The sequence below is a fragment of the Luteibacter sp. NPDC104163 genome (assembly GCF_055584245.1).
In genome coordinates this window covers 197,803-222,080 of sequence record NZ_JBVJMK010000002.1, presented here as the reverse complement: position 1 = coordinate 222,080, position 24,278 = coordinate 197,803, and the positions used below count along the sequence as shown (strand labels likewise).

Genomic DNA, 24,278 nt, shown 5'->3' with positions numbered 1-24,278 from the left:
TGGATGGAGGTGTGTGGCGCGCGGCGTGTTACGCCTGCTTCGCCTTGTGCGCTTCCATCGCGGCAATGAACGTATCGAACAGGTAGCCGACGTCTTCCGGGCCGGGGCTCGCTTCCGGGTGGCCCTGGAAGCAGAACGCCGGCCGGTCCGTGAGGGCGAAGCCCTGCAGGGAGCCGTCGAACAGCGAGGTATGGGTGACGCGGACATTGGCCGGCAGCGTCGCCGGATCCACGGCGAAGCCATGGTTCTGCGAGCTGATCAGCACGCGGCCGGTGTCGTGGTCCTTCACCGGGTGGTTCGCGCCGTGGTGGCCGAACTTCATCTTCAGCGTCTTCGCACCGATGGCCAGCGCCATGATCTGGTGGCCGAGGCAGATGCCGAACACCGGGATCTTCGTGGCGAGGATCGTCTTCGTGGATTCGATGGCGTAGTCGCACGCGGCCGGGTCGCCCGGGCCGTTGGCGAGGAAGATGCCATCGGGGTTCATCGCGAGCACGTCGGCCGCCGGCGTCTCGGCCGGAACCACCGTGATGTCGACGCCACGGCCGGCGAGCAGGCGCAGGATGTTCTGCTTCACGCCGTAGTCGTAGGCCACGACGCGGAACTTCTTCGGCGCGTTGTAGAAGGCCTGTTTGTCGAGGTCGTAAACGCCCTCGCTCCACTGGTAGGTGGTCTTCGTGCTGACGACCTTGGCGAGATCCATGCCGTTGAGGCCGGGGAAGGCCTTCGCCTTGCCCACCGCAGCATCGGCGTCGATCGCGTCGCCGGCCACGATGCAGCCGTTCAGCGCACCCTTCTCACGCAGGATGCGCGTGAGGCGGCGGGTATCGATGCCGGCGATGGCGACGACGTTGTGGCGCTGCAGGTACTGCGGCAGCGGTTCCTGGCTGCGCCAGTTGCTGGCCAGGCGCGGCACGTCGCGCACGATGAGGCCAGCCGCATGAACCTGGCTGGCTTCGACGTCGACGTCGTTGGTACCGGTATTGCCGATGTGCGGGTACGTCAGGGTGACGATCTGCTGGTTGTACGACGGGTCGGTCAGGATTTCCTGATAACCGGTCATGGCGGTGTTGAACACCACCTCACCGACAGTCTCACCGCGGGCACCGACCGAGTGGCCGTGAAAAACGCTGCCGTCTTCGAGAGCAAGCAGAGCAGGAGTACGCATGGGATGGCCGCCTTCGGGTGCAGCAAAGCCCGCAAGCCAGCTTTATAGCGGCTCGTGGGCCTTGGGGATGGGAACGTTTGGGCGGGTAAGAATTGTAGGCGCGAGAGGGCGTTCTGTCCACCGGGTTAGACTGAACGCGTAGGTAGGAATACGCGCCGGATCACCGCTCTGGCACGATACAATGGCTGTTAGTGGTACCTGACCGAGAAATGCCCGCCATGCTGCTCGACCCCGCCCGCCTGGACCGTCCCGACACCGACACCCGGCACGAGCCTTTCTCGTTCATGATCGCCCACGGCCAGTTGCCCGATGAGGCCCGCGGCGAGCTCGACCGCGACTTCCCGCAGTACTCCAGCGCCGGCTTTTTCCCTTACGACGCGGCCGATTGCGGCCCCTCGGTCAACGAACTGGTCGGCCAGATGACCTCGCGGTCGTTTTCAGCCGCCATTGGCCGCCACCTGCAGATCGAAGGGCTCGAGGACTACCCGACCCTGGTCACCCTGTGCCGGCACCTCAACCGCCGCCACGGCACGATCCACACCGACAGCAAGTCGAAGATCGCCACCGCGCTGATTTACCTCAACCCGATGTGGCCAGATACGAGCGATGGCTGCCTGCGTTTCCTGGCCTCGATCGACAACATCGACGACGTGGTGGCCCCGGAACTGAAGCCGCTCTACGGCGAGTTCGCCGTCTTCCGTCGCGCTGAGAATTCCTTCCACGGCCACCTGCCCTACGAGGGCGAGCGCCGGGTGATCCAGGTCGCCTGGCTCACCTCGGAAGAGGAAAAGGCCCGCAAGACCAAGCGTGGCAAGTTCTCGCGGGCCTTCAAGAAGCTCTTCGGCAAGCTGGACCGCAAGGTCGGCGCCGACCGCGACCGCAACGCCTCCCACCGCGACTAAGCCCCTGTGGGAGCGCGCTTGCGCGCGATCCGCCGGTGACCCTCTGCCCTTGTGGGAGCGCGCTCGCGCGCGATCCGCCGGCAGGCGGCAAGGCCGTCGCGACCCCATCGCGCGCAAGCGCGCTCCCACGACACGGGTCAGGCGGCGCCGAAGTACCAGCCAACGAACAGCGCGAAGACCCCGTACAGCGCCCCGATCGGCATCAGCCAGCGCGCCTCCACGGCACCGCGGCGGAACATCGCCCACAGCGCGATCACGGCCACCATGGTGATCACACCCGCCACGATCAGCGGCGTATCGAACAGCCACGGCGTGGCGAATAGCGCCAGCGAGCTCGGGATGGTCGCCTGGATCATCATCGCGCCGGAGATGTTGGCCAATGCCAACCGCTCCTTGCCCTGGCGGACCCAGATCAGCGCATTGACGGTCTCCGGCAGCTCGGTCGCGACCGGGCTCAGCACCAGTGCGACCAGGTGCGGCGAGAGCTTGAAGAACTCGCCGAAGGCTTCCAGCTGCCAGACGAACACGCGCGAGGCGATGGCGATGACGACGAGGGCCAGGCCGGTTTGCAGGAGGACCCACTTCATCGCGGGATCGGCATCGCGCGGGCGGAACGACAGCGGCTCCAGCTCCTCGTCCTCGGGCGCCGAACTGTCGTCGCCGATTTCGCGCCAGACGTAGAGGCCGTAGGCGAGCAGGAAGAGCACGCCGAGCCACGGCTTCCATGCGAAGGCGATCAGGCCCAGGCCGACCTTCACCACGAAGATGGCGAGAAACCAGGACTGGTCGCGGGCGAGGCGCTGATGGTCCACGCGAATGCGGGAATCCGCCCGATTCAGCCGCTTACGGCCGAGATATAAGGCGAAACCTACGACAGCGTATGCGATGGTCGCGAGGACGAGCGGGCCACCGAGGGCGGCGCCGACGCCGATGTCCCTGGCTTCCGGCGTCTTGCCGAACATCACGGCGACAAAGGTGACCGCACTCTCCGGCAAGGCCGTGCCGAACGCGGCGAGGACCGTGCCCGTGGCAGTGGCGCCCAGGTTGAGCTTGCGCCCAAACCACTCGACGCCGTTGACGAAGTATTCGCAGGTGAAATAGATGGCCCCGGCGGAGACCAGGAACAGGAAGGTTGTCAGCAGCATGGATAAGGATCAGGCCGGGCGAGCGCGCGTTAACCGATGGCACAACGACACCGCTCGCCCGGCCACGGGTGAGCATGTCGATGGCCAAAGGTCTCGCCGGGCCGGCAGCGTGCTCTCCACACGCTACTGCCGTTCGCGCCATGGGGTCCGGGGACCACCAAGTCTGTTGACGCGAACTCCTCAGGGGGAACGAGGATGGCTACTCCCCAATGACTTCGGCGCGCATGTTAACACGGTTTCTACGACTCAGACCTTTGCGGCGATGACGTCTTCGATGGTCCAGGCGCCGGGGGCACGGCCGGCCATCCAGGCGGCGGCTTCCAGGGCGCCGCGGGCGAAGATGCGGCGATCGGTGGCGCGGTGGGCAAGTTCGATGCGCTCGCCCTGCCCCATGATCAGCGCCTGGTGCTCACCGACGATATCGCCCCCGCGGACCACGGCGAAACCGATCGTGCCGGCTTCACGGGCGCCGGGGCGGCCTTCGCGGGCGTACACCGCCAGGTCTTCCAGCTTCGCGTCGCGGCCGGCGGCTGCGGCGTGGCCCAGGGCCAGTGCGGTGCCCGACGGCGCGTCTTCCTTGCGGCCGTGGTGGGCTTCGACGATGTCGATGTCCCAGCCTGGCAGGGCGGCGGCGGCTTCGCGCAGCAGGCGGGTGAGCACGGCGACGCCGAGGCTGAAGTTCGCGGCGCGAAGAATGGCCGTCCGCTCGGCCGCCCGGCCCAGGCGATCTTCCATGGCCTGGTCGAGCCCGGTGGTCCCCGTCACGAGTGCGGCGCCGGTGGCTTCGCACACATCCAGGGCCGCACCGAGACCTTCGGGGCCACTGAAATCGATCACGACGTCGATGCCCGCGGCATCGTCCCAACCGGTGAAACGCAGCGCCGAAACATCGCCATACGCCGCCTTGCCGAGCCGCGTGGATTGCGTCGATACCACGGCGCGGACCAGCTCGAAGCGTTCGTCATCGCGCACGAGGTCAAGCAGCGCGAGGCCCATGCGGCCGGAGGCGCCGCTGATGGCGAGACGGATGGGGCGGGTCATGGGGTGAGCCTTCGAGAACGTAGAGGCTCATCGTAATAGGTCGCCCCAACCAATGCGACGAGGTCGTTGTGGGAGCGCGCTTGCGCGCGATGGGTGCTCGCGGCACCTTGAATCGCGCGCAAGCGCGCTCCCACAAGAGCATGGGCGCGGTTACGAGGTCACTTTGGACCAGAAGTCCTTTACGCCATCCATGAAGCTGTTGGAGCGCGGGGTGTGCTTCGCGGCTTCTTCGCCGACGAAGGTCGCTTCCAGCTGCTGCAGGATTTCGCGCTGTTCCTTCGTGAGGCGCACCGGCGTTTCAACGACCACCGTGCAGATGAGGTCACCCGTACGGCCGCCGCGGACGGACTTCACGCCACGGCCGCGCAGGCGGATCTGCTGGCCCGTCTGCGTTTCCGGCGGGACGTTCACGGCGACTTCGCCATCGAGTGTCGGCACCATCAGTTCGGTACCCAGCGCGGCCTGGGCGAAGCGGATGGGCATCTCGCAGTGCAGGTCGGAACCGTCGCGCTGGAAGATCTTGTGCTCGCGCACGCGCACTTCGACGTACAGGTCACCCGCCGGCGAACCCGCCGGGCCGGCTTCACCCTGCCCCGTAAGACGAATGCGATCGCCGTTGTCGACGCCCGCCGGAATCTGCACCGACAGGGTGCGCTCTTCCTCGAGGCGGCCTTCGCCGTGGCACTTCTTGCACGGCTTGTCGATCTTCTGGCCGGAGCCGTGGCAGGTCGGGCACGCCTGCTGGATGGAGAAGATGCCGTTCTGCATGCGTACGCGGCCGTGGCCGGCGCAGGTGGAACAGGTGGAGACCTTGCCGTCTTCCGAGCCCGTGCCATTGCAGTGGTGGCAGTTCACCTGGGTGGGAATCTCGATCTTCTTCTCGACGCCGAACACGGCTTCCTCGAGGTCGAGCTCCATGATGTAACGCAGGTCGGCGCCACGTCGGGCGCGCTGGCGACCACCGCCACCGCCGCCGAAAATGTCACCGAAGATATCGCCGAAGATGTCGCCGACGTCGCCGAAACCGGCGCCACCGCCACGACCGAAGCCGCCACCCTCGAACGCCGCATGGCCGTACTGGTCGTAGGCCTGGCGCTTCTGGGCATCGGAGAGGACGTCATACGCCTCCTTGGCTTCCTTGAATTTGTCGATCGCCTCCGGGTCATCCGGATTGCGGTCAGGGTGGTACTTCATCGCGACGCGACGAAAAGTCTTTTTCAGATCCCCGTCGGTGACGGTACGTTCAACACCGAGGATTTCGTAGTAGTCGCGCTTGCTCATGTGACGCTTTTGCTTCCCTTGGACGGACAAACGCGCCGAAGGCTTTCGCCCCGGCGCGGTCGCGTCATTGATACTTCAGACAAGTGGCGCGGGAAGCTACCCGCGCCACGGATCCCACCATCAGGACGATTACTTCTTGTCGTCCTTGACTTCGGTGAACTCGGCGTCGACCACGTCGTCGGGCTGGGCCGAACCGCCGCCCGGTGCCGACTGCTGCGCCGTATCCGAGGCGCCACCCGACTGGGCCGCCGCGTACAGCGACTGGGCGACCTGCTCGAGGTTGGCGATCTTCGACTCGATGGCCGACTTGTCGTCGCTATCCTTCGCCTTCTCCAGATCCGACACCGCGCCGTCGATGCTGGCGAGCTGCTCGGCCGGGATCTTGCCGCCATGCTCCTTCAGCTGCGAACGGGTCTGGTGCACGAGCTGGTCAGCCTTGTTGCGCACCTGGACGAGGTCGTGGAACTTCTTGTCCTCTTCGCGGTTGGCTTCGGCATCGGCCACCATGCGCTGGATCTCTTCCTCGGACAGGCCCGAGCCCGCCTTGATTTCGATCTTCTGTTCCTTGCCGGTGTCCTTGTCCTTCGCCGACACGTGCAGGATGCCGTTGGCATCGATATCGAACGTAACTTCGATCTGCGGCGTGCCACGCGGCGCCGAACGGATACCCGACAGATCGAACTTGCCGAGCGACTTGTTGGCGTTGGCACGCTCGCGCTCACCCTGGAGCACGTGCACCGTCACCGCGGTCTGGTTGTCATCGGCGGTAGAGAAGGTCTGCGAGGCCTTGGTCGGCACCGTGGTGTTCTTCTCGATGAGCTTGGTCATGACGCCGCCCATCGTTTCGATACCCAGCGACAGCGGGGTCACGTCGAGGAGCAGCACGTCCTTCACCGAACCACCCAGCACGCCGCCCTGGATCGCGGCACCGACGGCGACGGCTTCATCCGGGTTGACGTCCTTGCGCGCTTCCTTGCCGAAGAAATCCTTGACGGCTTCCTGGACCTTGGGCATGCGGGTCTGGCCACCGACGAGGATGACCTCGTTGATGTCCGACACGCGCAGGCCGGCGTCGTTGAGCGCGGTGCGGCACGGCTCGATGGTGCCCTTGACCAGGTCTTCCACCAGCGACTCGAGCTTGGCGCGGGTCAGCTTGATGTTGAGGTGCTTCGGGCCCGAAGCGTCGGCCGTGACGTACGGCAGGTTCACGTCGGTCTGGTGTGCCGAGGAGAGTTCGATCTTGGCGCGCTCGGCGGCGTCCTTCAGGCGCTGCAGGGCGAGCTGGTCCTGGCGCAGGTCGATGCCCTGCTCCTTCTTGAACTCTTCCACGAGGTAATCGATGACGCGGTTGTCGAAATCTTCGCCGCCGAGGAACGTGTTGCCGTTGGTGGCGAGCACTTCGAACTGCTTCTCGCCATCGACGTTGGCGATTTCAATGATCGAGACGTCGAACGTACCGCCGCCGAGATCGTACACGGCGATCTTGCGGTCGGCCGTGCCGGACTTGTCGAGGCCATAGGCCAGGGCGGCGGCGGTCGGCTCGTTGATGATGCGCTTGACGTCGAGGCCGGCGATCTTGCCGGCATCCTTGGTGGCCTGGCGCTGGCTGTCGTTGAAGTACGCCGGCACGGTGATGACCGCTTCGGTGACCGACTCGCCCAGGAAATCCTCGGCGGTCTTCTTCATCTTCATGAGCACCTTCGAGGAGATTTCCTGCGGTGCCATCTTCTTGCCATCGGCGGTCTGCACCCAGGCATCGCCATTGTCGTGCGCCACGATGCCGTACGGCACGAGCTTGATGTCCTTCTGCACTTCCGCGTCGGTGAACTTGCGGCCGATGAGGCGCTTCACGGCGTAGAAGGTGTTCTTGGCGTTGGTGACAGCCTGGCGCTTGGCCGGCGCACCGACGAGGACTTCGTTGTCCTTGGTGAACGCGACGATGGACGGCGTGGTGCGATCGCCCTCGGCGTTTTCGATGACGCGTGCCGTGGTGCCCTCCATAACGGCGACGCAGCTATTGGTGGTACCGAGGTCGATGCCGATGATCTTGGCCATAAAACGTGCTCCGAATTTCAATGCGGCCCCCGCGGCCGCGACTGTTTGTGGAAATGGGGCCTTGCCCCATCAATTCAATGCGTTGTGAGACTCAGTGGTCCTTGACGACCGCGACCAGCGCCGGGCGCAGCAGGCGATCGTTCAGGACGAAGCCCTTCTGGACCACGGCGACCACCGTGTTCGGCGCATGCTCGGTCGAATCGACCGCGCTGATCGCCTGATGGTGTTCCGGGTTGAACGGCTGGTGCAGCGGATCGACCAGCACGAGGCCGTTCGACGAAGTGACCTTTTCCAGCTGCTTGAGCGTGAGCTCGAGGCCCTCGCGCAGCGCCTTCGCATCGGCGTTCTCGTTGGCGAGGCCCAGGGCCACGCTGTCGTACACCGGGAGCAGGTCGCCCAGCAGCTTCTCGTTGGCGAAACGGCGGGCCTGGTCCAGGTCGCGCTGGAGGCGGCGGCGCTGGTTTTCGATCTCCGCCCGCTCGCGCAGCACGGTATCGCGCGCCTGAGACAGCTCGGACTCGAGGGCCGCCAGACGGGCGGTCAGGGCATCAAGATCGGCGTTGACGCTGTTGGCGGCACCGCTCTCCTGCGCCGGATCCGTCGCGTGGGGATCGTGGTTCTGCATGATTACTCCAAATGTAAGCAAACGGCCCCCGCGAGGGGACCGAACATTCGCGGGAAATACTAAACCCGCCTCCCGTGGCGGTTTATGAGGTCGCCACGGCGCGATTCAAGGCGTCACTGAGCAATCCGGCGGTGGCTTGTACCACCGGGATGACCCGCTCATATGCCATACGCGTCGGTCCAATAACTCCGATCGCGCCCAGCATGCGGCCGCTGGTGCCGTAGGTAGCCGTGACGATGCTGCAGCCGTCGAGGGCGGAGAAGCCCGATTCCTCGCCGATGAAAAGCCGCACGCCCGGCGCCTTCACGCAGTTTTCCATGAGCTGGAGCAGCTCGCGCTTCTGCTGGAAGGCGTCGAACAGATCGCGCAGGCGATCGATATCGGCCAGTTCGGAGTAGCCCATGAGGTTGGTCTGGCCGCTGACGAGGACGTCGTCGGTGTCGTCATCCCGGAAGGATGCGGTCGCCAGTTCCACCGCGCTGGCCAGCAGCCGGTTGAGCTCGCCACCGGCCTCACGCAGCTCGGCCGCCAGGTGGGCCCGGATATCCGCAAGGCGGAACCCGGCGAAGTGGGCGTTGAGGTAGTTGGCGGCCTGTTCGAGTTCGCCCGCGTCGATGGGGCGCGAAAGCTGCACGACCCGGTTCTGCACCTGGTTATCGGAGAAGACCAGGATGACCAGCACGCGGGCATCCGGGAGATTCACGAAATCGATGTGGCGCAGCGGGAAGTCGCCCTGGCGCGGCACTGTGACCACGCCGGCGAAATGGGTCATGGCCGAGAGCAGGTGGGAAACGTTGCCCAGCAGGTCGCGGGTGGTCGTCTGGTGCGGCGGGAGTCCGCCTTGCAGGCGCGCCATCTCGTCGCGCGGCAGGGGCTTGAGCTCGAGCAGGCTATCCACGAACAGGCGCAGGCCACGCGGTGTAGGGATACGCCCCGCCGAGGTGTGCGGCGACGCGACGAGACCCGCCTCTTCCAGGTCGGCCATGATGTTGCGGATGGTCGCCGGGCTGACTTCCAGGCCGGAGGACTTCGCCAGCGTGCGTGAGCCGACCGGCTCGCCATCGGACAGGTATTGCGAAATCAGGGTACGCAACAGTCGCCGCGCGCGAGCATCAATGTCTTGGCCGGAAAACGGATTCATGCGCGTGGGTGGGCTGAGGGCGGGATAGCAGGCGATATCAATAAGGTCTGCGCGCCCGCCTTGCAAGTCTCGGTTCCTGCGACGCGGCTCCCGCTACAATTGGCGTGATTCCATCCGCCACGCCGGTGCCCATGCTCACCTCGCTCTACGTCCGCCAGTTTGCCGTCGTTGAAGAAGCCGAAGTGGCCTTCGGGCCCGGGCTTACCGTGGTCAGCGGCGAAACCGGCGCAGGCAAGTCCCTGCTGGTCGATGCCCTGATGCTGCTGGCCGGCGCCCGCGCCGATAGCGGCATGGTCCGCGCCGGCAGCGACCGCGCCGAGCTGGCCGCCGAGTTCGACCTCACCGGCCTCCCGGAAGCCCTGGGCTGGCTGCGCCAGGAGGAACTGGACGACGGCGATACCTGCCGCCTGCGCCGGGTGATCCGCACCGAGGGCAGCTCCAAGGGCTGGATCAACGGCCGCCCGGCCAGCCTGGCGCAGATGTCCGCCCTCGCTGCCCTGATCGTCGAGATCCATGGCCAGCACGAACACCAGGCCTTGCTCTCGCGCCAGCACCAGATGGGCCTGCTCGATGCCTTCGCCGGCAACGAGGAAGGCCTGGCCCGCGTGCGTGACCTCGCGAAGGCCTGGCGCGACGCGGTGGCGAAGATCCGCCAGCTCTCGGGCGGTGACGACCGCGAGCGGCAGATCGAACTGCTCGCGCACGAACTGGAAGAGCTCGACCGCTGGGCGCTTGCGCCGGCCGCGCTGGAAGACCTCGAGGCGCAGCACCGCCGCCTCGCGAACGCCGGCCGCCTCGCCGAAGGCGCCAACGGCGTGGTGGAGCTGCTCGACGGCGAGAGCGAATTCGCCATCGGCCGTGCCCTGTTGCGCGCGCATGCCGAACTCTCGCGGCTCGCCGAGCTGGATGCCTCCCTGACCCCCACCCTGGAACTGCTCGACAGCGCGCAGATCCAGGTCGGTGAAGCCGTGGACGGACTGGGCCGCTATGCCCAGGACGTGGAACTCGACCCGGAGCGCCTCGCCGAGGTGGACACCCACCTCACCCACCTCCACGACCTGTCACGCCGTTACCGGCTGCCGATCGAGGAGCTCACGGGCAAGGCCGAGGAACTGCGCGAGCGCCTTGCCGAGCTCGAAGGCGCCGGCGACGCGCTCGAGCGGCTGGGCCGCGAGCGCGACCGCCTGCGCAGCGAATACGACACCGCCGCCGCTGCGCTTTCGAAAGCACGCTCCGACGCCGCCGCCCGGCTGGGCTCCTCGGTCGCCGCCCTCATGGGCGAACTCGGCATGTCCGGCGGCCGGCTGGAAGTGGCGCTGGAACCCGCCGACGGCGACGATCCGGACCCGCAGGGCCGCGAACGCTGCGAACTGCTCGTCAGCGCCAACCCCGGCCAGCCGCCGCGCGCCCTGCGCAAGGTCGCCTCGGGCGGCGAGCTCGCCCGCATCAGCCTGGCCATCGAAGTGGCGACGCTGGGCAACGACAACATCGGCTGCATGATCTTCGACGAGGTCGACACCGGCATCGGCGGCGCCGTGGCCGAAGTGGTCGGCCAGAAGCTGCGCGCCCTCGGCGAGCGCGTGCAGGTGCTCTGCGTCACCCACCTGCCCCAGGTCGCCGCGCAAGGCCACAACCACCTCAACGTCGCCAAGGAAAGCGACGGCGAATCCACCCGCACGCGGATCAGGGCGCTCGACGCCAACGGCCGCCGCGAGGAGATCTCGCGCATGCTCGGCGGCGTGGAAATCACGAAGGAAACCCGCGCCCACGCGAAGAAGATGCTGGACAAGGCGCAGGGCTAAACAGGGACACGACCGTCACTTGTGGGAGCGCGCTTGCGCGCGATGGACCGCGGCAAGCTCCCATCGCGCGCAAGCGCGCTCCCACAGGGGCAGTGCTAGCTGCGGATCAGCCCGCGCTCCTGCGCCATGCGGTACAGGTCGAGTTCCGACCCGGCGTTGAGCTTGTTCATCACCGCGGCGCGGTGGATGTAGATGGTCTTCTGCCCGATGCCGAGTTCCGCCGCCACCTGCTTCGGCGCCCGGCCGGCGGCGAGCAGCAGGAATACCTCGCGCTCGCGCGCGGTCAGGCGGCTGAAGGGATCGAGATCCTGCGACGAGCGGCTGGAGCGACGTTCACGCAGGTCCGAGCTCAGGTACTGGTCGCCCGCCAGAACGGCTCGGACGGCGGCCACGAGTTCTTCCGGGGCCACGCCCTTGGTCACGTAACCACGCGCGCCACGGCGCATGGCTTCGGACACGTACGGTTCGCCATCGTGCATGCTCAGCACGACGATGCGCATGTTCGGCTCGATGCTGCCCAGGTGCTCGATAAGCGGCAAGCCGCTGCCATCGGGAAGCGAGAGGTCCACCGCCACGAGGTCCGGGCGGTGCTGGGTCACGGCATCCACGGCTTCATCGGCGTTGCGCGCTTCGGCAACGACGTCCAGGTCCGGTTCCAGCTGGATCAGCCGCTTGAAACCTTCACGGACGATGGCGTGGTCATCTACAAGGACGATTCTTGGCATGGGCTGAATGTAACAGTACTCAACCGAATGTGCGCATATGCGCGCACATGGCGTCAGCGCGCCACATGGGCCGTGTAACATTCACGCGTATGCGCCTTCGCCCCCTTTTCCGCTTCGCCGGCCCGATCATCGCCATCAGCTACGCGCTGGCCTGGGTGATGCTCTGGCCGACCGAGCAGCCGTACTGGGTGCTTCCGTTCGGCCTGCGTTTCGGCGCCCTGCTGCTGACCCGCACGCGGGACTGGTTCTGGATCCTGGGCGGTGAAATCGCCGCCAGCGCCTTCTGCGAGTGGCGCAGCGGCCTCCCGATTGGCGGTGCAGGGTTCGTGCTGGGCGATACGCCGGAACCGCTGATGGTCGCGGCGTGCCTCTGGCTCCTGCGCCGCGCGCACCTCCATGCCAGCCTGAATACCCCCGAGGACGTCGCCCGCCTGCTGCTCTCGGCCATGGTCACAGCGACGGTGGCGACGGCCGGCAACGCGGCCATGATGGCCTCGCTGCACCCGGCGGCCCCGGTCGAAATGCTCGGCACCACCTTCGGCAGCGACCTGCTTGGCAACTACCTGGGCGTGCTGCTGGTGGTGCCGGTGATGGTGCTGGTGTTCCGGGAACGCCCCACCCAGACGGCATTAGCCGAGCTGTTGCTCGACGGCCTGCTGGTGATGCTGCCCTCTCTGGCCATCCTGGTGACCCTGGCCGAGTACTCCCCCCAGCCCCAGTTCGCCCGCGTGCTTTCGCTGGCACCGGTGCTGTTCTTCGCCTTCCGGCACGGCTGGCGCGGTGCCGGCCTGGCCATGCTGATCACGAGCGTGGGCCTGAACGTCACCGAGGACATGATCGGCCGTGGCGCCCCCACGGCCGCCGCCCACCTGTTCCTGGCCGTAGCCGGCACCGGCACCCTGATGCTCGGCGCCGCGACCGACGCCCTCCGCCGCAGCAGCGAACGCGTGGCCCAGCAGAACACCCACCTGGCCGCGGCCAACCAACGGCTCGACCAGCTGGCCCGGCAGCTTCGCGACGCGGCCCGAGGCAACCTGCAGGCGGAGGAAAGCCTGCGCCGGCACATGGCCTCGGAGCTGCATGACGAGCTCGGCCAGAACCTGACCGCCATCCAGACCCACCTGAAGCTCGCCCAGAGCCGCCTCGGCAACGCCGGCCTGGACGACATCGGCAGCGCCATCAACGGGATCCTCGGCCACATGCGCCGGGCCCTGCACAAGATGCTGGATAGCCTGCGCCCGTCGGTGCTGGACGAGTTCGGCCTTCTGCGTGCCCTGGACGAAGGCCCGATCCGCGACATGCTGACCGCGGCCGGCATCCAGTATGTCACCGACCTGCGCGGCGAGCCCCGGCTGCTCGATGACGACACCCTGACCGCCATCTACCGCGTGGTCCAGGAGAGCGCCACCAACGTCGTGCGCCATTCCGGTGCAAAGGAAATGCGCCTACGCCTGCGGATCGGCCTGCGTGACAGCGGCCCCGTAGCCGTCCTCGACATTCGTGACGATGGGCATGGCCTACCCTCCACCCCGCGCCCGGTCAGGACCGATGGCGGCGGTCGCGGCCTGCAGGGCATGAGCGACCGGATCACCGCCCTGGGCGGCCTGTTCCGCATCGTCCCAGAGCCCGTGGGATTGCATCTCCGCGTGTTGCTCCGCAGCACAAGTATCGGAACGAACATAGGAAATTTTCCAATAGCCGGTTCGTGAACGCTTCGTTACGATCCTTCCATCGATGTGGGGGAGCCGCCGTCGAGAGACGGTGAGCCCAGGTCGATCGTGGGGACGATCGACCTGAAGAGGCGACAGGATGTCAGCCTCGCCGGCGCCAGGTGGTGTACGGGATCTAGCGAGCAACTCGCGATCCACGAACCACCAGGTATCCGGATCAGCCGCCGGTGGACAGGAGTCCACCGGCGGCGTTTTTATTTGTGCCGCCGAAAACCTGCCCCACCCCTGTGGGAACAAAAAAGCCCCCGATATACGGGGGCTTTTTCTTTTGAAGCAATTACTTAGCGGGCTTTCTTCTTCGGCCGCACATACAGGACCAGGCTATGGTCCTCGATGACGTACCCATGCCGCTCGGCGATCTCATGCTGGAGGCGTTCGATCTCCTCGCTGATGAACTCAATGACCTTGCCGCTGTCAACGTCGATCATGTGGTCGTGATGCTTGCCACGGTCCAACTCGTAGACGGCCTGGCCGCCCTCGAAGTTGTGCTTCATCACGATGCCGGCCGCTTCGAACTGGGTCAGCACCCGATACACCGTGGCAAGCCCGATGTCCTCCTGGTGCGCAAGCAGGCGCTTGTAGATGTCTTCGGCCGTGAGGTGGCGCTCGTCCGCCTCTTCGAAGACCTGCAGGATCCGCATGCGCGGATGGGTGACTTTAAGGCCCGCCTTGCGGAGCTCTTGGGTTTCCTGGTCCATCTCAGACCTCATCTCGCGGTGCCGTCAGGCGCTTAGTGTATCATCGCTCGCTTCACGATCTGGACGCTTCAACGCATGCAAAAGCAGCTCATCCGCACGCTGGGTATGGTCCTCCTGGCAACCGCCACCGCTGGCTGTGGCCTTGTCTACGTCCCGGACGTGCAGCAGGGCAACCTGCTCGACAAGAAGAACGTCGACCAGCTGCAGCCCGGCATGACGAAGCGTCAGGTCCTGGTCCTCCTGGGTACCCCCTCGGTCATTTCCCCATTCGATAACGACCGCTGGGACTACGTCTCCACGTATTCGCACCGTGGCAAGCCCATGACCACGCGTACCCTCACCCTCACCTTCAACAACGACACGCTTGTGAAGACCGAGGGCGATTTCTTCAAGCAGGATGCCCAGCAGCTCCTCGAAGACTCGAAGAAGTACAAGAGCAACCCGATCGAAGACGCCAAGGGCGACAAGAACACCAGCGCCAACGACAAGAAGGACGACAGCGTCATCTTCGGCGGCGGCGCCACCACGGACGACTCCAAGAAGTAACCGGATCGGGGGGCGGCTTCGCCCCCTCTTCGCATGCGGTTGTGGGAGCGCGCTTGCGCGCGATGGGGGCCAGAGACGCCTCCCAACTACCGGGCCGCCCTCCTCCGCCGCGCCTCCATCGGATCCAGCGTAAGCGCCCGGTAGATCTCCACGCGGTCACCCTCTGCCAGCACCTGCCCCGGCCCCACCTTCTTTCCGAAGATGCCCAGGCGCCCCTGGTCTGGCTGGATCTCACCGGGAAGCGTCGGCAGGGCCAGCCCCACCGCCTCCCACGCCGTCGTACCAGCCGGCACCACCAGCTCAACCACCGCCTGCCCCTCGGGACCGGCGTAAGCTACTTCCACGGCCAGCTCAGCCATACTGCCGACGCGCCTCATCGCAGAAGTCGTCGACCATCTTGTTCGCGAGCTGCTGGAAACCCATCTTGAGGACGGAGCCGCCGAGACCGGCGTAGTCGAAATCGAGCTCCAGGGCGATCTTGCAGCCTACGTCGCCCAGGGCCTGGAAGGTGAAGACGCCATCCAGCGACCGAAACGGCCCTTCCACGAACTTCATGGTCAGCCGGTTCGGCCGCTCCATGGTGTTGCGGGTGGTGAAGTTCTGTTTCATCCCGGCGAACTTGAGGTCGAGCCGGGCGACCAGGGCGTTTTCCTCGCGCTCCACGATGGTGGCGGCGTCACACCAGTTGAAGCGCTTTGGGTATGCTTCAACGTCGTTGACCAGGTCGAACATCTGCGCGGGCGTGAAAGGCACGATCGCACTGCGGCGGATTTCAATCACTGGATAGACCTCGTCGTATTTGCCGGCTCACGGACCCGCCGGCCTCGTATCAGGGACCGATTCGGAAGATTTTAGCGGACATGGCGAAAGCGAAGATAAAGGACACGGAAAAAGAGGGCCGCGGCACGATCGCGCTGAACAAGCGCGCGCGCCACGAATACCAGATCGACCAGCGCTTCGAGTGCGGCATGGCGCTGCAGGGCTGGGAACTGAAGTCACTGCGTGCCGGCCGGATCAACTTCGGCGAGGGCTGCTACGCCATCATCGAGCACGGTGAGGTATTCCTCGTCGGCGCCCAGATCCCGCCGCTGATCAGCGCCTCCACCCACGTGGTCGCCAACGACCGCCGCACCCGCAAGCTGCTCCTCCACCGCGAGGAAATCGACCGCCTCATCGGCGCCGTCGAGCGCAAGGGCTACACCCTCGTCCCCACCGCGCTGTACTGGAAGAACAACAAGGTGAAGTGCGAGATCGGCCTGGCCAAGGGCAAGCAGGAGCACGACAAGCGCAACTCCGACAAGGAACGCGAATGGGCGATCGACAAGCAGCGGGTAATGCGCTCCCACAACCGCCTGGGCTAACAGCCGTGCCCCAGTGGGAGCGCGCTTGCGCGCGATAAACCCACCTCAACGTAGGCCAACACCCACAACCCACCGGGCTAACCGCCCATTGTGACCCCGCCACCCCGCCCATATACTGTGTGGCGTAGGTTCACCACGTTTTCCCCGGGGATGTTTTGGTTTCGACGGGGGTAGTGCGATCTACTGGTGCATGCCGAGGGGGTAGCTTTCCTCGTTAAACCAGCTGCAAAACATATAGTTGCCAATGACAACTACTACGGTGACAACTCGGTGGCTCTCGCCGCCTAAGCTGTCCGGCCCCTAAAAAAGGCCAAACCCCCGAACCGGTCTTGTGCTCATGCTCGCCGGTGTAGGGTCACTATCATGAGACCGCCGAAAGCCTCTCCGCCTGTGGGGCTGACGCCAGATCAATCAGGTATGTCCGCCGGTGCGCTTAGCACGCCGTGCTGTCGGTGGACGAGACTTAACGGTGAGCTAAGCATGTAGATCTGGAGATTAAACGCCTTCGGACGCGGGTTCGACTCCCGCCATCTCCACCATCAAAAGAACAAGCCCCGGCGGGAAACCTCCGGGGCTTTTTCTTGGGCTCGCCAGCCGCCGCGAGCCGGTCTCGCCAACCCCGGAGAACGCGCACCGCGCGTACGTACATCCCGGTGTGGCTGGGACAATATGCCTCGATGCATTGGAATGGGTTCCGAGTAACATGACATCGAGCATGCAGCATCATTCGTGCATGGCCTGCCCTGACGCCTCCCCATTGCCCTTACGTCAGGTAGCGACACGTCATCGCCTGGAAACATACCGTGGACTGGGTCCCCGTAGCTTTCATCACCTTCAAGGTGCTCGTGTTCGGCACGGGCATGTTCTTCGCCATCAAATGGCATCACGATCAAGGAAAGAAGGGACGCCAGACCGAGCGGCGCGCGATGTTACGCACGCTAGGCAAGGCGGCCGCCATTTTCGTGCCGACGCTTGCTCTCCTGCTGTTCGTCACCTTCGCCGTTGCCAAGCATCTCGGTTTGACTTGACCACCGCTCGAGCGCTATCTCGTCGACCATGCCCTACGTCTACACAGCGCTCCCATCACCTGTCGGCACCCTGAAGCTAGTCGCAAGCGAGCAGGGATTGGTGGCGATCCTTTGGGAAAACGACACGCCTCGCCGCGTCCCGCTGCCGCACGCTGAAAAAGCGGACGACCATCCGGTGCTCAACGAAGCCGCGCGACAGCTCAGCGAATACTTTTCAGGCGAGCGACACGTCTTCGACCTCCCACTCGATTTCCACGGCACGGCCTTCCAGAAGGACGTCTGGGCCGAGTTGCTTCGCGTGCCCTTTGGCGAAACCCGCTCGTACGCTCAGATCGCCGAATCCATCGGGCGACCGACCGCTTCGCGCGCAGTGGGCGCGGCGAACGGGCGCAATCCGATATCCATCGTGGCTCCCTGCCATCGGATCATCGGTACGAACGGCAGCCTCACGGGCTTCGCTGGTGGACTTGAGGCAAAAACCTGGTTGCTGACGCTGGAAGGTTCACTGGTTCCAGCGAAGCCCATTGCCGACCAGCGCACTGGTGATCTGTTCGCCTGACCCGGGGACGCGTCCGCACGCCCGGGCGAACATTCGCGACCTTGTACGGCCACCCACGCGGGCGTAGCCTCGACCGAGGCTTTCCACCGGAACACCTGCGCATGTTCAAGAACCTGATCCCCAAGATCTTCTACGACCACATGCAGGACGGCCTGGATTTCTTCGTCGACGGGCTTGGGTTCGAAGTCCTCTACCGCGACGACAACCTGGCCGTCATCGCCCGCGATGGCGCAAAGGCATACATCGTGGAAAGCCCGGAGTTCGCAGCGAAGGACCGGCCGGAACTCAGTATCGACACCGACGATGTCGACGACATATTCAAGGAACTATCCCAGCGCGTCCCGCACCTTCTGCATCCCAACTCGAAGCGGCCCGAGCTAAAGCCCTGGGGTTCCCGTGAGTTCGCGATGCTGGACAAGACCACGGTCTGCGTGGTCTTCCGTGAATGGCCAGAGGCAAAGACCGCGTAACCAAGCTCACCCCATCAGCTCTGTCGCATCCCCCGACATCGCCACGCGCATCTCCGCCTGCAGGAACTCCACGAACCGCCTCACCCGCGGTGGCTGGAACGTGTTCGCGTGGTACACGGCATGGATGGGCGCCGGCGCCGACCAGGCCGGTGCATTGACCAGCACCAACCTCCCCTCGCGGACGTCCTTCGCCACGGCCCATAGCTGTCGATAGGCGAATCCACGCCCAAGTACGGCCCAGGTGCGGATGACTTCGCTGTCGGAGCATTCGTGGTAACGGAGCATGCGCACCGTCGCATCGCCAAGCCGCCATTCATTGCGCGGCCCTGCCTTGGTGGTGATCACCAGGGCGGGAAGATGGGCGAGATCTTCCGCGCGCGCGGGCAAGCCATGCTCGGAAATGCACGACGGCGAAGCACACACCACCCGCCAGCTATCGGCGAGATGGCGCGCCACCAGGTCCGTGTCTTCCAGCGGCCCCACACGGATCGCCACATCGACATCATCCGGCACGAAGCGCGAGAGTGAATCCGAAAGCGTCAGCACGACGCGCACCCCAGGGTGCAGCTGCATGAAGCGATCAAGGATGTACACCAGCAGGTTGCGCCCCATGTCCGAAGGTGCAGATACGCGCAGCGTTCCACTCACGCTCTCCGTGCCACTGCGGACTACCCGTTCCGCCTCGCGCATCGTCTCGATCGCGATCCGGCAGGAAGCGACGTAGGCCCGCCCTTCGTCTGTCAGCCGGAGCTGACGCGTGGTGCGTTCGAACAGGCGTGCGCCCAGTGCGGTCTCGATCCGCTGGACGCAGGCACTGGCCGCCGCGGGCGAGAGGCCGGCGCGTCGGCCGGCGGAGGACAGGCTGCCAAGGTCCGCCGCATCGACGAGTAGCTGCATATCACTCAGACGGTTCATCACCCTGCCCCAGGCCAGCCAGTCGGCCGGATCATCTTCAAATCCGATTTGAAGGTCAATAAACGACGGGGCCCATTATCAAATTGCGACGGAAGCCACAGGATCGGGGCACCCCAACCTCGAGGCACCACCATGTCGCACTTCACCCTGCCGCTGCTCACTTCCGCCCTGGCCATGGCGCTCATCGCACCTGGAGCGATCGCCGCGCCGGCGGCGCCCCCTGGGCCAACGATGGCCATGGGCACCGCACCGGTCCCGAAGGAACTCGTCGGCACCTGGACGCTGGTCCGCTGCGACAACGTCTACCCCGACGGCCGCCGCGTCGAACTCTATGGCCCGTCACCGGAAGGCATGTGGCTGATCGACGAACATGGGGATTACATGATGCAGATCGTCAGGGCGAAGCGCATGCCGTTCGCCGTGAACGACAAATCGAAAGGCACGCCCGAGGAGTACAAAGCGGCATCGATGGACTTCAACGCCCACTACGGCCACGTCAGTGCCGACGCGCATACGATGCACAGCCAGATCCTGCGCGCCTCGTTCCCCAACTGGGATGGCAAGGGTGGTGACAGCGCCTACACGCTGAAGGACGACCAGCTGACCTATATCGTGGCCAAGCCCTCGAGTGGCGCCGCCGAAGGTGCGCATGGCGAGGTGGTCTGGCGCCGGGTGCGGTCCTGATACGACCGCACGCAAACGCGAACGTGCATCGGCCGGGCGCCCGCGCCCGGCCGATGCCGTCGTGTTACTTGATGCGATACATCACGGTCGCATGCGGCTCCAGCGCCACCTTGATCGACCCATCACCCTTGGCATCGGTATGCGCCCAGAGGTCGCGCATGGTGTAGCTGCCACCGGCCTTGAGGCCGATCTCGGCAGGCGCCACCGTCACGTCCTTCGCCGCATCGCCTTCGTTGAAGACGGCCACGGCACGCCCGCCATCCTTGAGCGGCTTGACTATCACGTGGATCCCGTCGGCATCGCGCACCTGCTTGCCCTGGACACCCAGCGGATCCTGGTCGATGGCGATCACATCCTTGTTGAGCAGGATCTTCAACGCCTCCGGCTTGATCGTCCGCAGGTCGGTGCCGATGAGCAGCGGCGAGGCCATGATCGACCACAGGCTGAAGTGGCTGCGGTACTCGACATCCGTCATGCCGCCGTTGCCCACTTCGAGCATGTCGGGATCGTTCCAGTGACCAAGCCGGGCGTATTTATCGAGGACCACGTTCTCCTTGAAGATCTTCAGCATCGAGGCGTACGTATCGGTGATATCGCCCGTGGTACGCCACGAACCCGCATCGACCGGCGGCTTGCTCGCCCAGAGCCAGGGCTTGTTCTCGCCCCACTCGCACATGCTGAAGAAGATCTGCCGGCCGCTGTTGCGCAACGCGTTGGCCATGTCCGTATAGCGCTTGTGCGCATCGAGCTTCTGGTTATTGCAGTTGTCGTACTTCAGGTAATCGACTTTCCACGAGGCGAAGCTCTTCGCATCGTCCTTTTCGTGGCCGAGGCCACCCGGGAAACCCCGATCTTCCTGGAGCGGCTCGCACGTCGACGTGCCGGCGCTGGAGTACAGTCCGAACTTCAGCCCACGCTGGTGGATGTAGTCGGCGAGCGCGGCGATGCCACTCGGGAAGCGCTTCGGGTTGGGCTGCAGGTGCCCATCCTTGTCGCGCTGCCAGTTGGCCCAGCAATCGTCGATGTTGACGTAACGGTAGCCGGCGTCCTTCAGGCCAAGGCTGATGAACTTGTCGGCAATGCCGCGGATCATGGCTTCATCGAATTCCGGACGGCAGTGCGTCGAGTTCCAGTTGTTGAAGCCCATCTGCGGTAGCAGGTCGGCGGTGTCGGCCGCTTTCGCAGGTGCGGTTGCGACACCCACAGCGCACAGCAGCGTGCCGAGAGCCACGCCCCGGAGAAGGCTGGGAAGGCTGTCACTCATCATGGAACCTCGTTTCTTCAGCAAGGAAAGTCGCACCATCAGAACGTACCCCGGAAGCCCACCGTGTAGACGGTGCCGTCGGCTTCCGCGTACAGGAATCGGTTGCGGTAGACCGAGTAGTCGTACAGATGCTCATGGGTCAGGTTCGTGCCCGAGACGAAGACCGACACGAACTTGTTCACCTGGTAGCTCGCACTCAGGTCCAGCTGGCCGTAGGCGCTACGCGTGGCCGGCTGGGCGCCGCCGCCGTACGAGATGCTCTCGAGGTACTTGCCACGCCAGTTGTAAGCGGCGCGCACCTGCACGGGGCCCTTCTCGTAGTACAAGCTGGCGTTGGCCGAGTCGCCGATGCCGGGGACGGCGAACTTGCCGGAAGCGGCGATCACGCCCGGGCTCAGCGACGTGCTGCTCTTCACATGCGTGTAGTTCAGCGCCACGCCCAGGCCGTCGAACGGATCGGGCAGCACGTTCTTGAACTGGTAGTTGAAGGTCAGCTCTTCGCCGTAGATGTTCGACGAGTTCAGGTTGACCGGCTGGGTGAGCGACCAGGTCAGGGGCTGCCCGCTGTTCTGATCGGTCAGGAACTGCACCGGCGAGCTGACCAGCGTGCTGAAGTTGCTGACCTTCTTGTAGAAGCCTTCCAGCGCGATATAGCTGGCGTCATCGATGTACCACTCCAGGCCCATGTCGTAGTTCCGCGAGGAATACGGCTGGAGCTGCGGGTTACCGCGCGAGATGGTCAGCGAGTTCGGGCGCACGCCGTAGCTCGTGTTGTAGTAGAGGTTGCTGAGCTGCGGCGGCGTCAGGGTCTTGGAGAGCGAGAAGCGGTAGACCAGGTTATCCAGCAGGCTCCACTTGAAGTTCATCGACGGCAACCACTTGTGGTAACCGCCATCCGCCGACTGCGGCGCCAGCGGGCCATACGACACCTGGGCATTGCTGGTGTCGTTCGGGTCGACGTAGTACGTGACCGGCGGCTGGTTCACCGCCGTGGACGTCGAGGCGACGTGGAGGTAACGCACGCCCACGTCGACCGCCCAGGGCATGTTCCAGGCGGTGCCTTCGAAGAGCGCCTTGGCGAAGAACGCCTTCTGGTCCTCACCCACGTTGTTGTAGCTACCGGGGTTGGGGGCGGCATCCAGGGTGCCACCGTTCGCGGCCAGGCCGGCAAGCAGCGCGTTGCGCTTGTCGTCCGGAAGCTGGTTGTACGCCGCCGGTGACGCCAGCCAGGCCAGGTACGCGCGCGGGTCGTACTGGATCCACTCCGACGGAGCGCCCGGCGACGACACGCCGTGGACCTTCGACGGCGCTTCGTAGACATACGCACCGACCGCTTCCGGCGGCACGTTGAGGGAATAGCCGCAGTAGGCGTTGCAGAGGATACCGTTGGGCGTTCCCCAGCTGTCGGACTTCATCCACTGCTTGGTGTACTGCACGCCCGCCTGCAACCGCGTGAGCGTGCCGTCGAAGGCCTTGTCCAGCTTGAGCTGGTAGTTGTTCACCTTGTTGGTGATGTTGTTGCCCGAACCCGCGTTACAGCAGTGTGCCGCAAGGTTGGACATGTCGGTGGTCGACAGGATGTTCGAGTAGCTCGGCGGCTCGCTGTTACCGCCGTTGGTCCAGGTGGGATTGGTGCCGAAGTTCTTCGCACCGATCACGAGGAAGTAACCGTTCGGGCTTTCCTTGTTCCAGGCCTTGGAGCTGGACACGTCCAGGCTCAGCTTGGTGTCCTGGTCGATATCGAAGCCCAGGTTAAGGCCGTTCTGGTAGCTCTTTTCGTAGCTGGGCGCGTAGGACATGACGTAGTCGTTCGCCATGACGTTGGGACCGGAGCTATTGCGTACGAAGTTGAGCGCGGTGCCATTCGGATCCAGCGTCATCGACTGGATGTCGCCCGTGTTGCCGTACTCGCCGAATTCGTGCTCAAGGCCGTCGACCTTGTAGCTCGAGAACAGCGTGTCGAACTGCACGGTCAGCTGGTCGATCGGCTTCCAGTCGATGGCGCCGCTGACGCCCTTGCGGGTGCGAGTCTCGTCCAGCACGTTGGTGGCCAGGGTTTCCGGCACCGCGACGCCGGTGTACGTCGGTACCGTCTGGTCCGGCGAGGTCTTGATGCTCTGGTCCGCGTACCAGGAGTTGGCCTGGGTATTGAGCTGGGTATCCTTGCGCTTGTAGTACGTGGCGTTGGCCATCCAGCCGAACGTGTGGTCCGAGTTCGTCCAGCCGAGCAGGCCCGAGGCCTTGGGCGTGGTCTTGCCCTTCCAGGAACCGGTCAGGTTGCTGTTGACGCCCGCCCCGCTCCAAGCGCCGTGGTAGCCGCTGAAGTCGAGCGGCCGCGCGGTCTGGATATCCACGACGCCGCCGATGTCGACTTCGGAGATATCCGCCGACGAGGTCTTGTTGACCTGGGCGACGCTGATGATTTCAGAAGGCAGCACGTCGAAGTTGAAGGCGCGCGAGCCCGAGGCCGTGGCCATGGGGCGGCCGTTGATCGTGACGGCGACGAAATCCGGGCCGAAGCCGCGGATGGCGATCTGGCTGGATTCACCACCGCTACGGTTCACCGAGACGCCCGGTACGCGCTGCAGCGCGTCGGCCACGTTGGGATCCGGGAACTTGCCTGCCTCTTCGGCGGAGATCGAGTCGACGACGTTGACGGCGTCCTGCTTGATCGCCTGCGCGCGCTGGAGCGCCGCGAGCTGGCCGGTGACAGCGACAGCGCCGAGCTCGGTGACCTTCTTCTCGTCCTCTGCCGCGGTGCCGGGTTTCGCCGGCTTCGCCGGTTTGGCGGGCTTCGCCTGCGGCGCGGGCGCTGCCGCGCCGGTCGATGCTGCATCGGGCGTGGCCGCCGCCTGGGCGAAGCCCGGCGCGCCGTAACCCATCATCCAGACAACACCCGTTGCTACGAGCGAACGCCGCACGGCGACCGCAAGCTTCGTCAACTGCATGGTTACCCTCCCCGACACTGTGGAAAACCCCAATGAGCACACGTGGCTTGCTAACCGACGCACATCGGACCCGTCCCCCGAGACGGAACCTTGAAGCTTGATGTTCCCCGTCATCCCACAACACCTGACAGAGCCGCCAGCTGCTACCGCGCATTTGTAGTACTTATTAATCGTTGCCCAAATTCGGCTC

The 24,278-nt window shown here is 65.1% G+C and carries 23 protein-coding genes, 1 other RNA gene and 1 riboswitch; of the genes, 10 read left to right on the top strand and 14 right to left on the bottom strand.

Annotated features, from left to right (window positions below):
• Nucleotides 1-28 precede the first annotated feature (28 nt).
• Nucleotides 29-1,168 carry a glutamine-hydrolyzing carbamoyl-phosphate synthase small subunit gene (carA, locus tag ACZ6YI_RS04155; protein ID WP_465777540.1) on the bottom strand — a complete coding sequence of 380 codons (1,140 nt, stop codon included), beginning with the start codon at nucleotides 1,166-1,168 and terminating at the stop codon, nucleotides 29-31.
• 209 nt (nucleotides 1,169-1,377) lie between these two features.
• Here carA and ACZ6YI_RS04150 point away from each other — a divergent pair, with 209 nt between their 5' ends.
• Nucleotides 1,378-2,070 (top strand): 2OG-Fe(II) oxygenase family protein, encoded by a 693-nt coding sequence (locus ACZ6YI_RS04150; RefSeq protein ID WP_465777539.1) that lies wholly within the window; start codon nucleotides 1,378-1,380, stop codon nucleotides 2,068-2,070.
• A gap of 137 nt (nucleotides 2,071-2,207) precedes the next feature.
• Here ACZ6YI_RS04150 and ACZ6YI_RS04145 read toward each other — a convergent pair whose 3' ends face one another.
• The 6 genes from ACZ6YI_RS04145 to hrcA form a co-directional block, all read right to left on the bottom strand.
• The gene (locus ACZ6YI_RS04145) at nucleotides 2,208-3,215 is read right to left on the bottom strand and encodes a sodium:calcium antiporter (RefSeq protein ID WP_465777538.1); all 1,008 of its coding nucleotides are present in this window, start codon (nucleotides 3,213-3,215) and stop codon (nucleotides 2,208-2,210) included.
• A 28-nt stretch (nucleotides 3,216-3,243) separates the two neighbouring features.
• Nucleotides 3,244-3,435, bottom strand: a riboswitch (yybP-ykoY riboswitch).
• A 26-nt stretch (nucleotides 3,436-3,461) separates the two neighbouring features.
• Entirely contained in the window at nucleotides 3,462-4,256 is a 795-nt protein-coding gene (gene dapB, locus ACZ6YI_RS04140; RefSeq protein ID WP_465777537.1) for a 4-hydroxy-tetrahydrodipicolinate reductase, read from the bottom strand.
• A 150-nt stretch (nucleotides 4,257-4,406) separates the two neighbouring features.
• The gene (gene dnaJ / locus ACZ6YI_RS04135; RefSeq protein WP_465777536.1) at nucleotides 4,407-5,537 is read right to left on the bottom strand and encodes a molecular chaperone DnaJ; all 1,131 of its coding nucleotides are present in this window, start codon (nucleotides 5,535-5,537) and stop codon (nucleotides 4,407-4,409) included.
• 129 nt (nucleotides 5,538-5,666) lie between these two features.
• On the bottom strand, nucleotides 5,667-7,592 hold the full coding sequence (dnaK, locus tag ACZ6YI_RS04130; protein WP_465777535.1) for a molecular chaperone DnaK: 1,926 nt from the start codon (nucleotides 7,590-7,592) through the stop codon (nucleotides 5,667-5,669).
• 91 nt (nucleotides 7,593-7,683) lie between these two features.
• Complete coding sequence (grpE, locus tag ACZ6YI_RS04125; protein ID WP_440324227.1) at nucleotides 7,684-8,217, bottom strand: nucleotide exchange factor GrpE; 534 nt, start codon at nucleotides 8,215-8,217, stop codon at nucleotides 7,684-7,686.
• Between the two features lie 82 nt (nucleotides 8,218-8,299).
• Complete coding sequence (gene hrcA / locus ACZ6YI_RS04120) at nucleotides 8,300-9,358, bottom strand: heat-inducible transcriptional repressor HrcA (protein ID WP_440324229.1); 1,059 nt, start codon at nucleotides 9,356-9,358, stop codon at nucleotides 8,300-8,302.
• Between the two features lie 131 nt (nucleotides 9,359-9,489).
• Here hrcA and recN point away from each other — a divergent pair, with 131 nt between their 5' ends.
• Nucleotides 9,490-11,160 carry a DNA repair protein RecN gene (gene recN, locus ACZ6YI_RS04115; RefSeq protein WP_465777628.1) on the top strand — a complete coding sequence of 557 codons (1,671 nt, stop codon included), beginning with the start codon at nucleotides 9,490-9,492 and terminating at the stop codon, nucleotides 11,158-11,160.
• Nucleotides 11,161-11,255: 95 nt separating this feature from the next.
• Here the strand turns inward: recN and ACZ6YI_RS04110 are convergent, their stop codons facing one another.
• The gene (locus ACZ6YI_RS04110; protein WP_440324231.1) at nucleotides 11,256-11,885 is read right to left on the bottom strand and encodes a response regulator; all 630 of its coding nucleotides are present in this window, start codon (nucleotides 11,883-11,885) and stop codon (nucleotides 11,256-11,258) included.
• Nucleotides 11,886-11,974: 89 nt separating this feature from the next.
• Between ACZ6YI_RS04110 and ACZ6YI_RS04105 the strand changes: the two genes are divergently transcribed.
• Nucleotides 11,975-13,594, top strand: a complete 1,620-nt coding sequence (locus ACZ6YI_RS04105; RefSeq protein WP_465777534.1) for an MASE1 domain-containing sensor histidine kinase — start codon at nucleotides 11,975-11,977, stop codon at nucleotides 13,592-13,594.
• Nucleotides 13,595-13,896: 302 nt separating this feature from the next.
• Here ACZ6YI_RS04105 and fur read toward each other — a convergent pair whose 3' ends face one another.
• A complete protein-coding gene (gene fur / locus ACZ6YI_RS04100) occupies nucleotides 13,897-14,313 on the bottom strand; it encodes a ferric iron uptake transcriptional regulator (protein WP_045829542.1) in 417 nt (138 codons plus the stop codon).
• Between the two features lie 75 nt (nucleotides 14,314-14,388).
• On the opposite strand from fur, the gene ACZ6YI_RS04095 reads away from it, so the two are divergent.
• Nucleotides 14,389-14,859 (top strand): outer membrane protein assembly factor BamE, encoded by a 471-nt coding sequence (locus ACZ6YI_RS04095; protein WP_465777533.1) that lies wholly within the window; start codon nucleotides 14,389-14,391, stop codon nucleotides 14,857-14,859.
• 86 nt (nucleotides 14,860-14,945) lie between these two features.
• On the opposite strand, the gene ACZ6YI_RS04090 is transcribed toward ACZ6YI_RS04095, so the two are convergent.
• A complete protein-coding gene (locus ACZ6YI_RS04090; protein ID WP_465777532.1) occupies nucleotides 14,946-15,203 on the bottom strand; it encodes an RnfH family protein in 258 nt (85 codons plus the stop codon).
• Nucleotides 15,204-15,210: 7 nt separating this feature from the next.
• The gene (locus ACZ6YI_RS04085; RefSeq protein ID WP_440330219.1) at nucleotides 15,211-15,639 is read right to left on the bottom strand and encodes a type II toxin-antitoxin system RatA family toxin; all 429 of its coding nucleotides are present in this window, start codon (nucleotides 15,637-15,639) and stop codon (nucleotides 15,211-15,213) included.
• An 80-nt stretch (nucleotides 15,640-15,719) separates the two neighbouring features.
• Here ACZ6YI_RS04085 and smpB point away from each other — a divergent pair, with 80 nt between their 5' ends.
• The 5 genes from smpB (at nucleotide 15,720) to ACZ6YI_RS04060 (ending at nucleotide 18,277) form a co-directional block, all read left to right on the top strand.
• A complete protein-coding gene (gene smpB / locus ACZ6YI_RS04080; protein WP_440330217.1) occupies nucleotides 15,720-16,220 on the top strand; it encodes an SsrA-binding protein SmpB in 501 nt (166 codons plus the stop codon).
• Nucleotides 16,221-16,366: 146 nt separating this feature from the next.
• Nucleotides 16,367-16,759: a transfer-messenger RNA gene (gene ssrA / locus ACZ6YI_RS04075) on the top strand.
• Between the two features lie 264 nt (nucleotides 16,760-17,023).
• Complete coding sequence (locus ACZ6YI_RS04070; protein WP_440330213.1) at nucleotides 17,024-17,248, top strand: hypothetical protein; 225 nt, start codon at nucleotides 17,024-17,026, stop codon at nucleotides 17,246-17,248.
• Nucleotides 17,249-17,276: 28 nt separating this feature from the next.
• Nucleotides 17,277-17,807: a methylated-DNA--[protein]-cysteine S-methyltransferase gene (locus tag ACZ6YI_RS04065; protein ID WP_465777531.1), complete on the top strand. Its 531-nt coding sequence runs from the start codon at nucleotides 17,277-17,279 to the stop codon at nucleotides 17,805-17,807.
• A 101-nt stretch (nucleotides 17,808-17,908) separates the two neighbouring features.
• Nucleotides 17,909-18,277, top strand: coding sequence for a VOC family protein (locus tag ACZ6YI_RS04060; RefSeq protein WP_465777530.1), 369 nt, complete (start codon nucleotides 17,909-17,911; stop codon nucleotides 18,275-18,277).
• A gap of 6 nt (nucleotides 18,278-18,283) precedes the next feature.
• Here the strand turns inward: ACZ6YI_RS04060 and ACZ6YI_RS04055 are convergent, their stop codons facing one another.
• Complete coding sequence (locus ACZ6YI_RS04055; RefSeq protein ID WP_465777529.1) at nucleotides 18,284-19,192, bottom strand: LysR family transcriptional regulator; 909 nt, start codon at nucleotides 19,190-19,192, stop codon at nucleotides 18,284-18,286.
• A 132-nt stretch (nucleotides 19,193-19,324) separates the two neighbouring features.
• On the opposite strand from ACZ6YI_RS04055, the gene ACZ6YI_RS04050 reads away from it, so the two are divergent.
• Nucleotides 19,325-19,876: a lipocalin-like domain-containing protein gene (locus ACZ6YI_RS04050; protein WP_465777528.1), complete on the top strand. Its 552-nt coding sequence runs from the start codon at nucleotides 19,325-19,327 to the stop codon at nucleotides 19,874-19,876.
• A gap of 64 nt (nucleotides 19,877-19,940) precedes the next feature.
• Here ACZ6YI_RS04050 and ACZ6YI_RS04045 read toward each other — a convergent pair whose 3' ends face one another.
• Nucleotides 19,941-21,140 (bottom strand): glycoside hydrolase family 27 protein, encoded by a 1,200-nt coding sequence (locus ACZ6YI_RS04045; protein WP_465777527.1) that lies wholly within the window; start codon nucleotides 21,138-21,140, stop codon nucleotides 19,941-19,943.
• A 38-nt stretch (nucleotides 21,141-21,178) separates the two neighbouring features.
• On the bottom strand, nucleotides 21,179-24,088 hold the full coding sequence (locus tag ACZ6YI_RS04040; protein WP_465777526.1) for a TonB-dependent receptor: 2,910 nt from the start codon (nucleotides 24,086-24,088) through the stop codon (nucleotides 21,179-21,181).
• Between the last annotated feature and the right edge of the window lie 190 nt (nucleotides 24,089-24,278).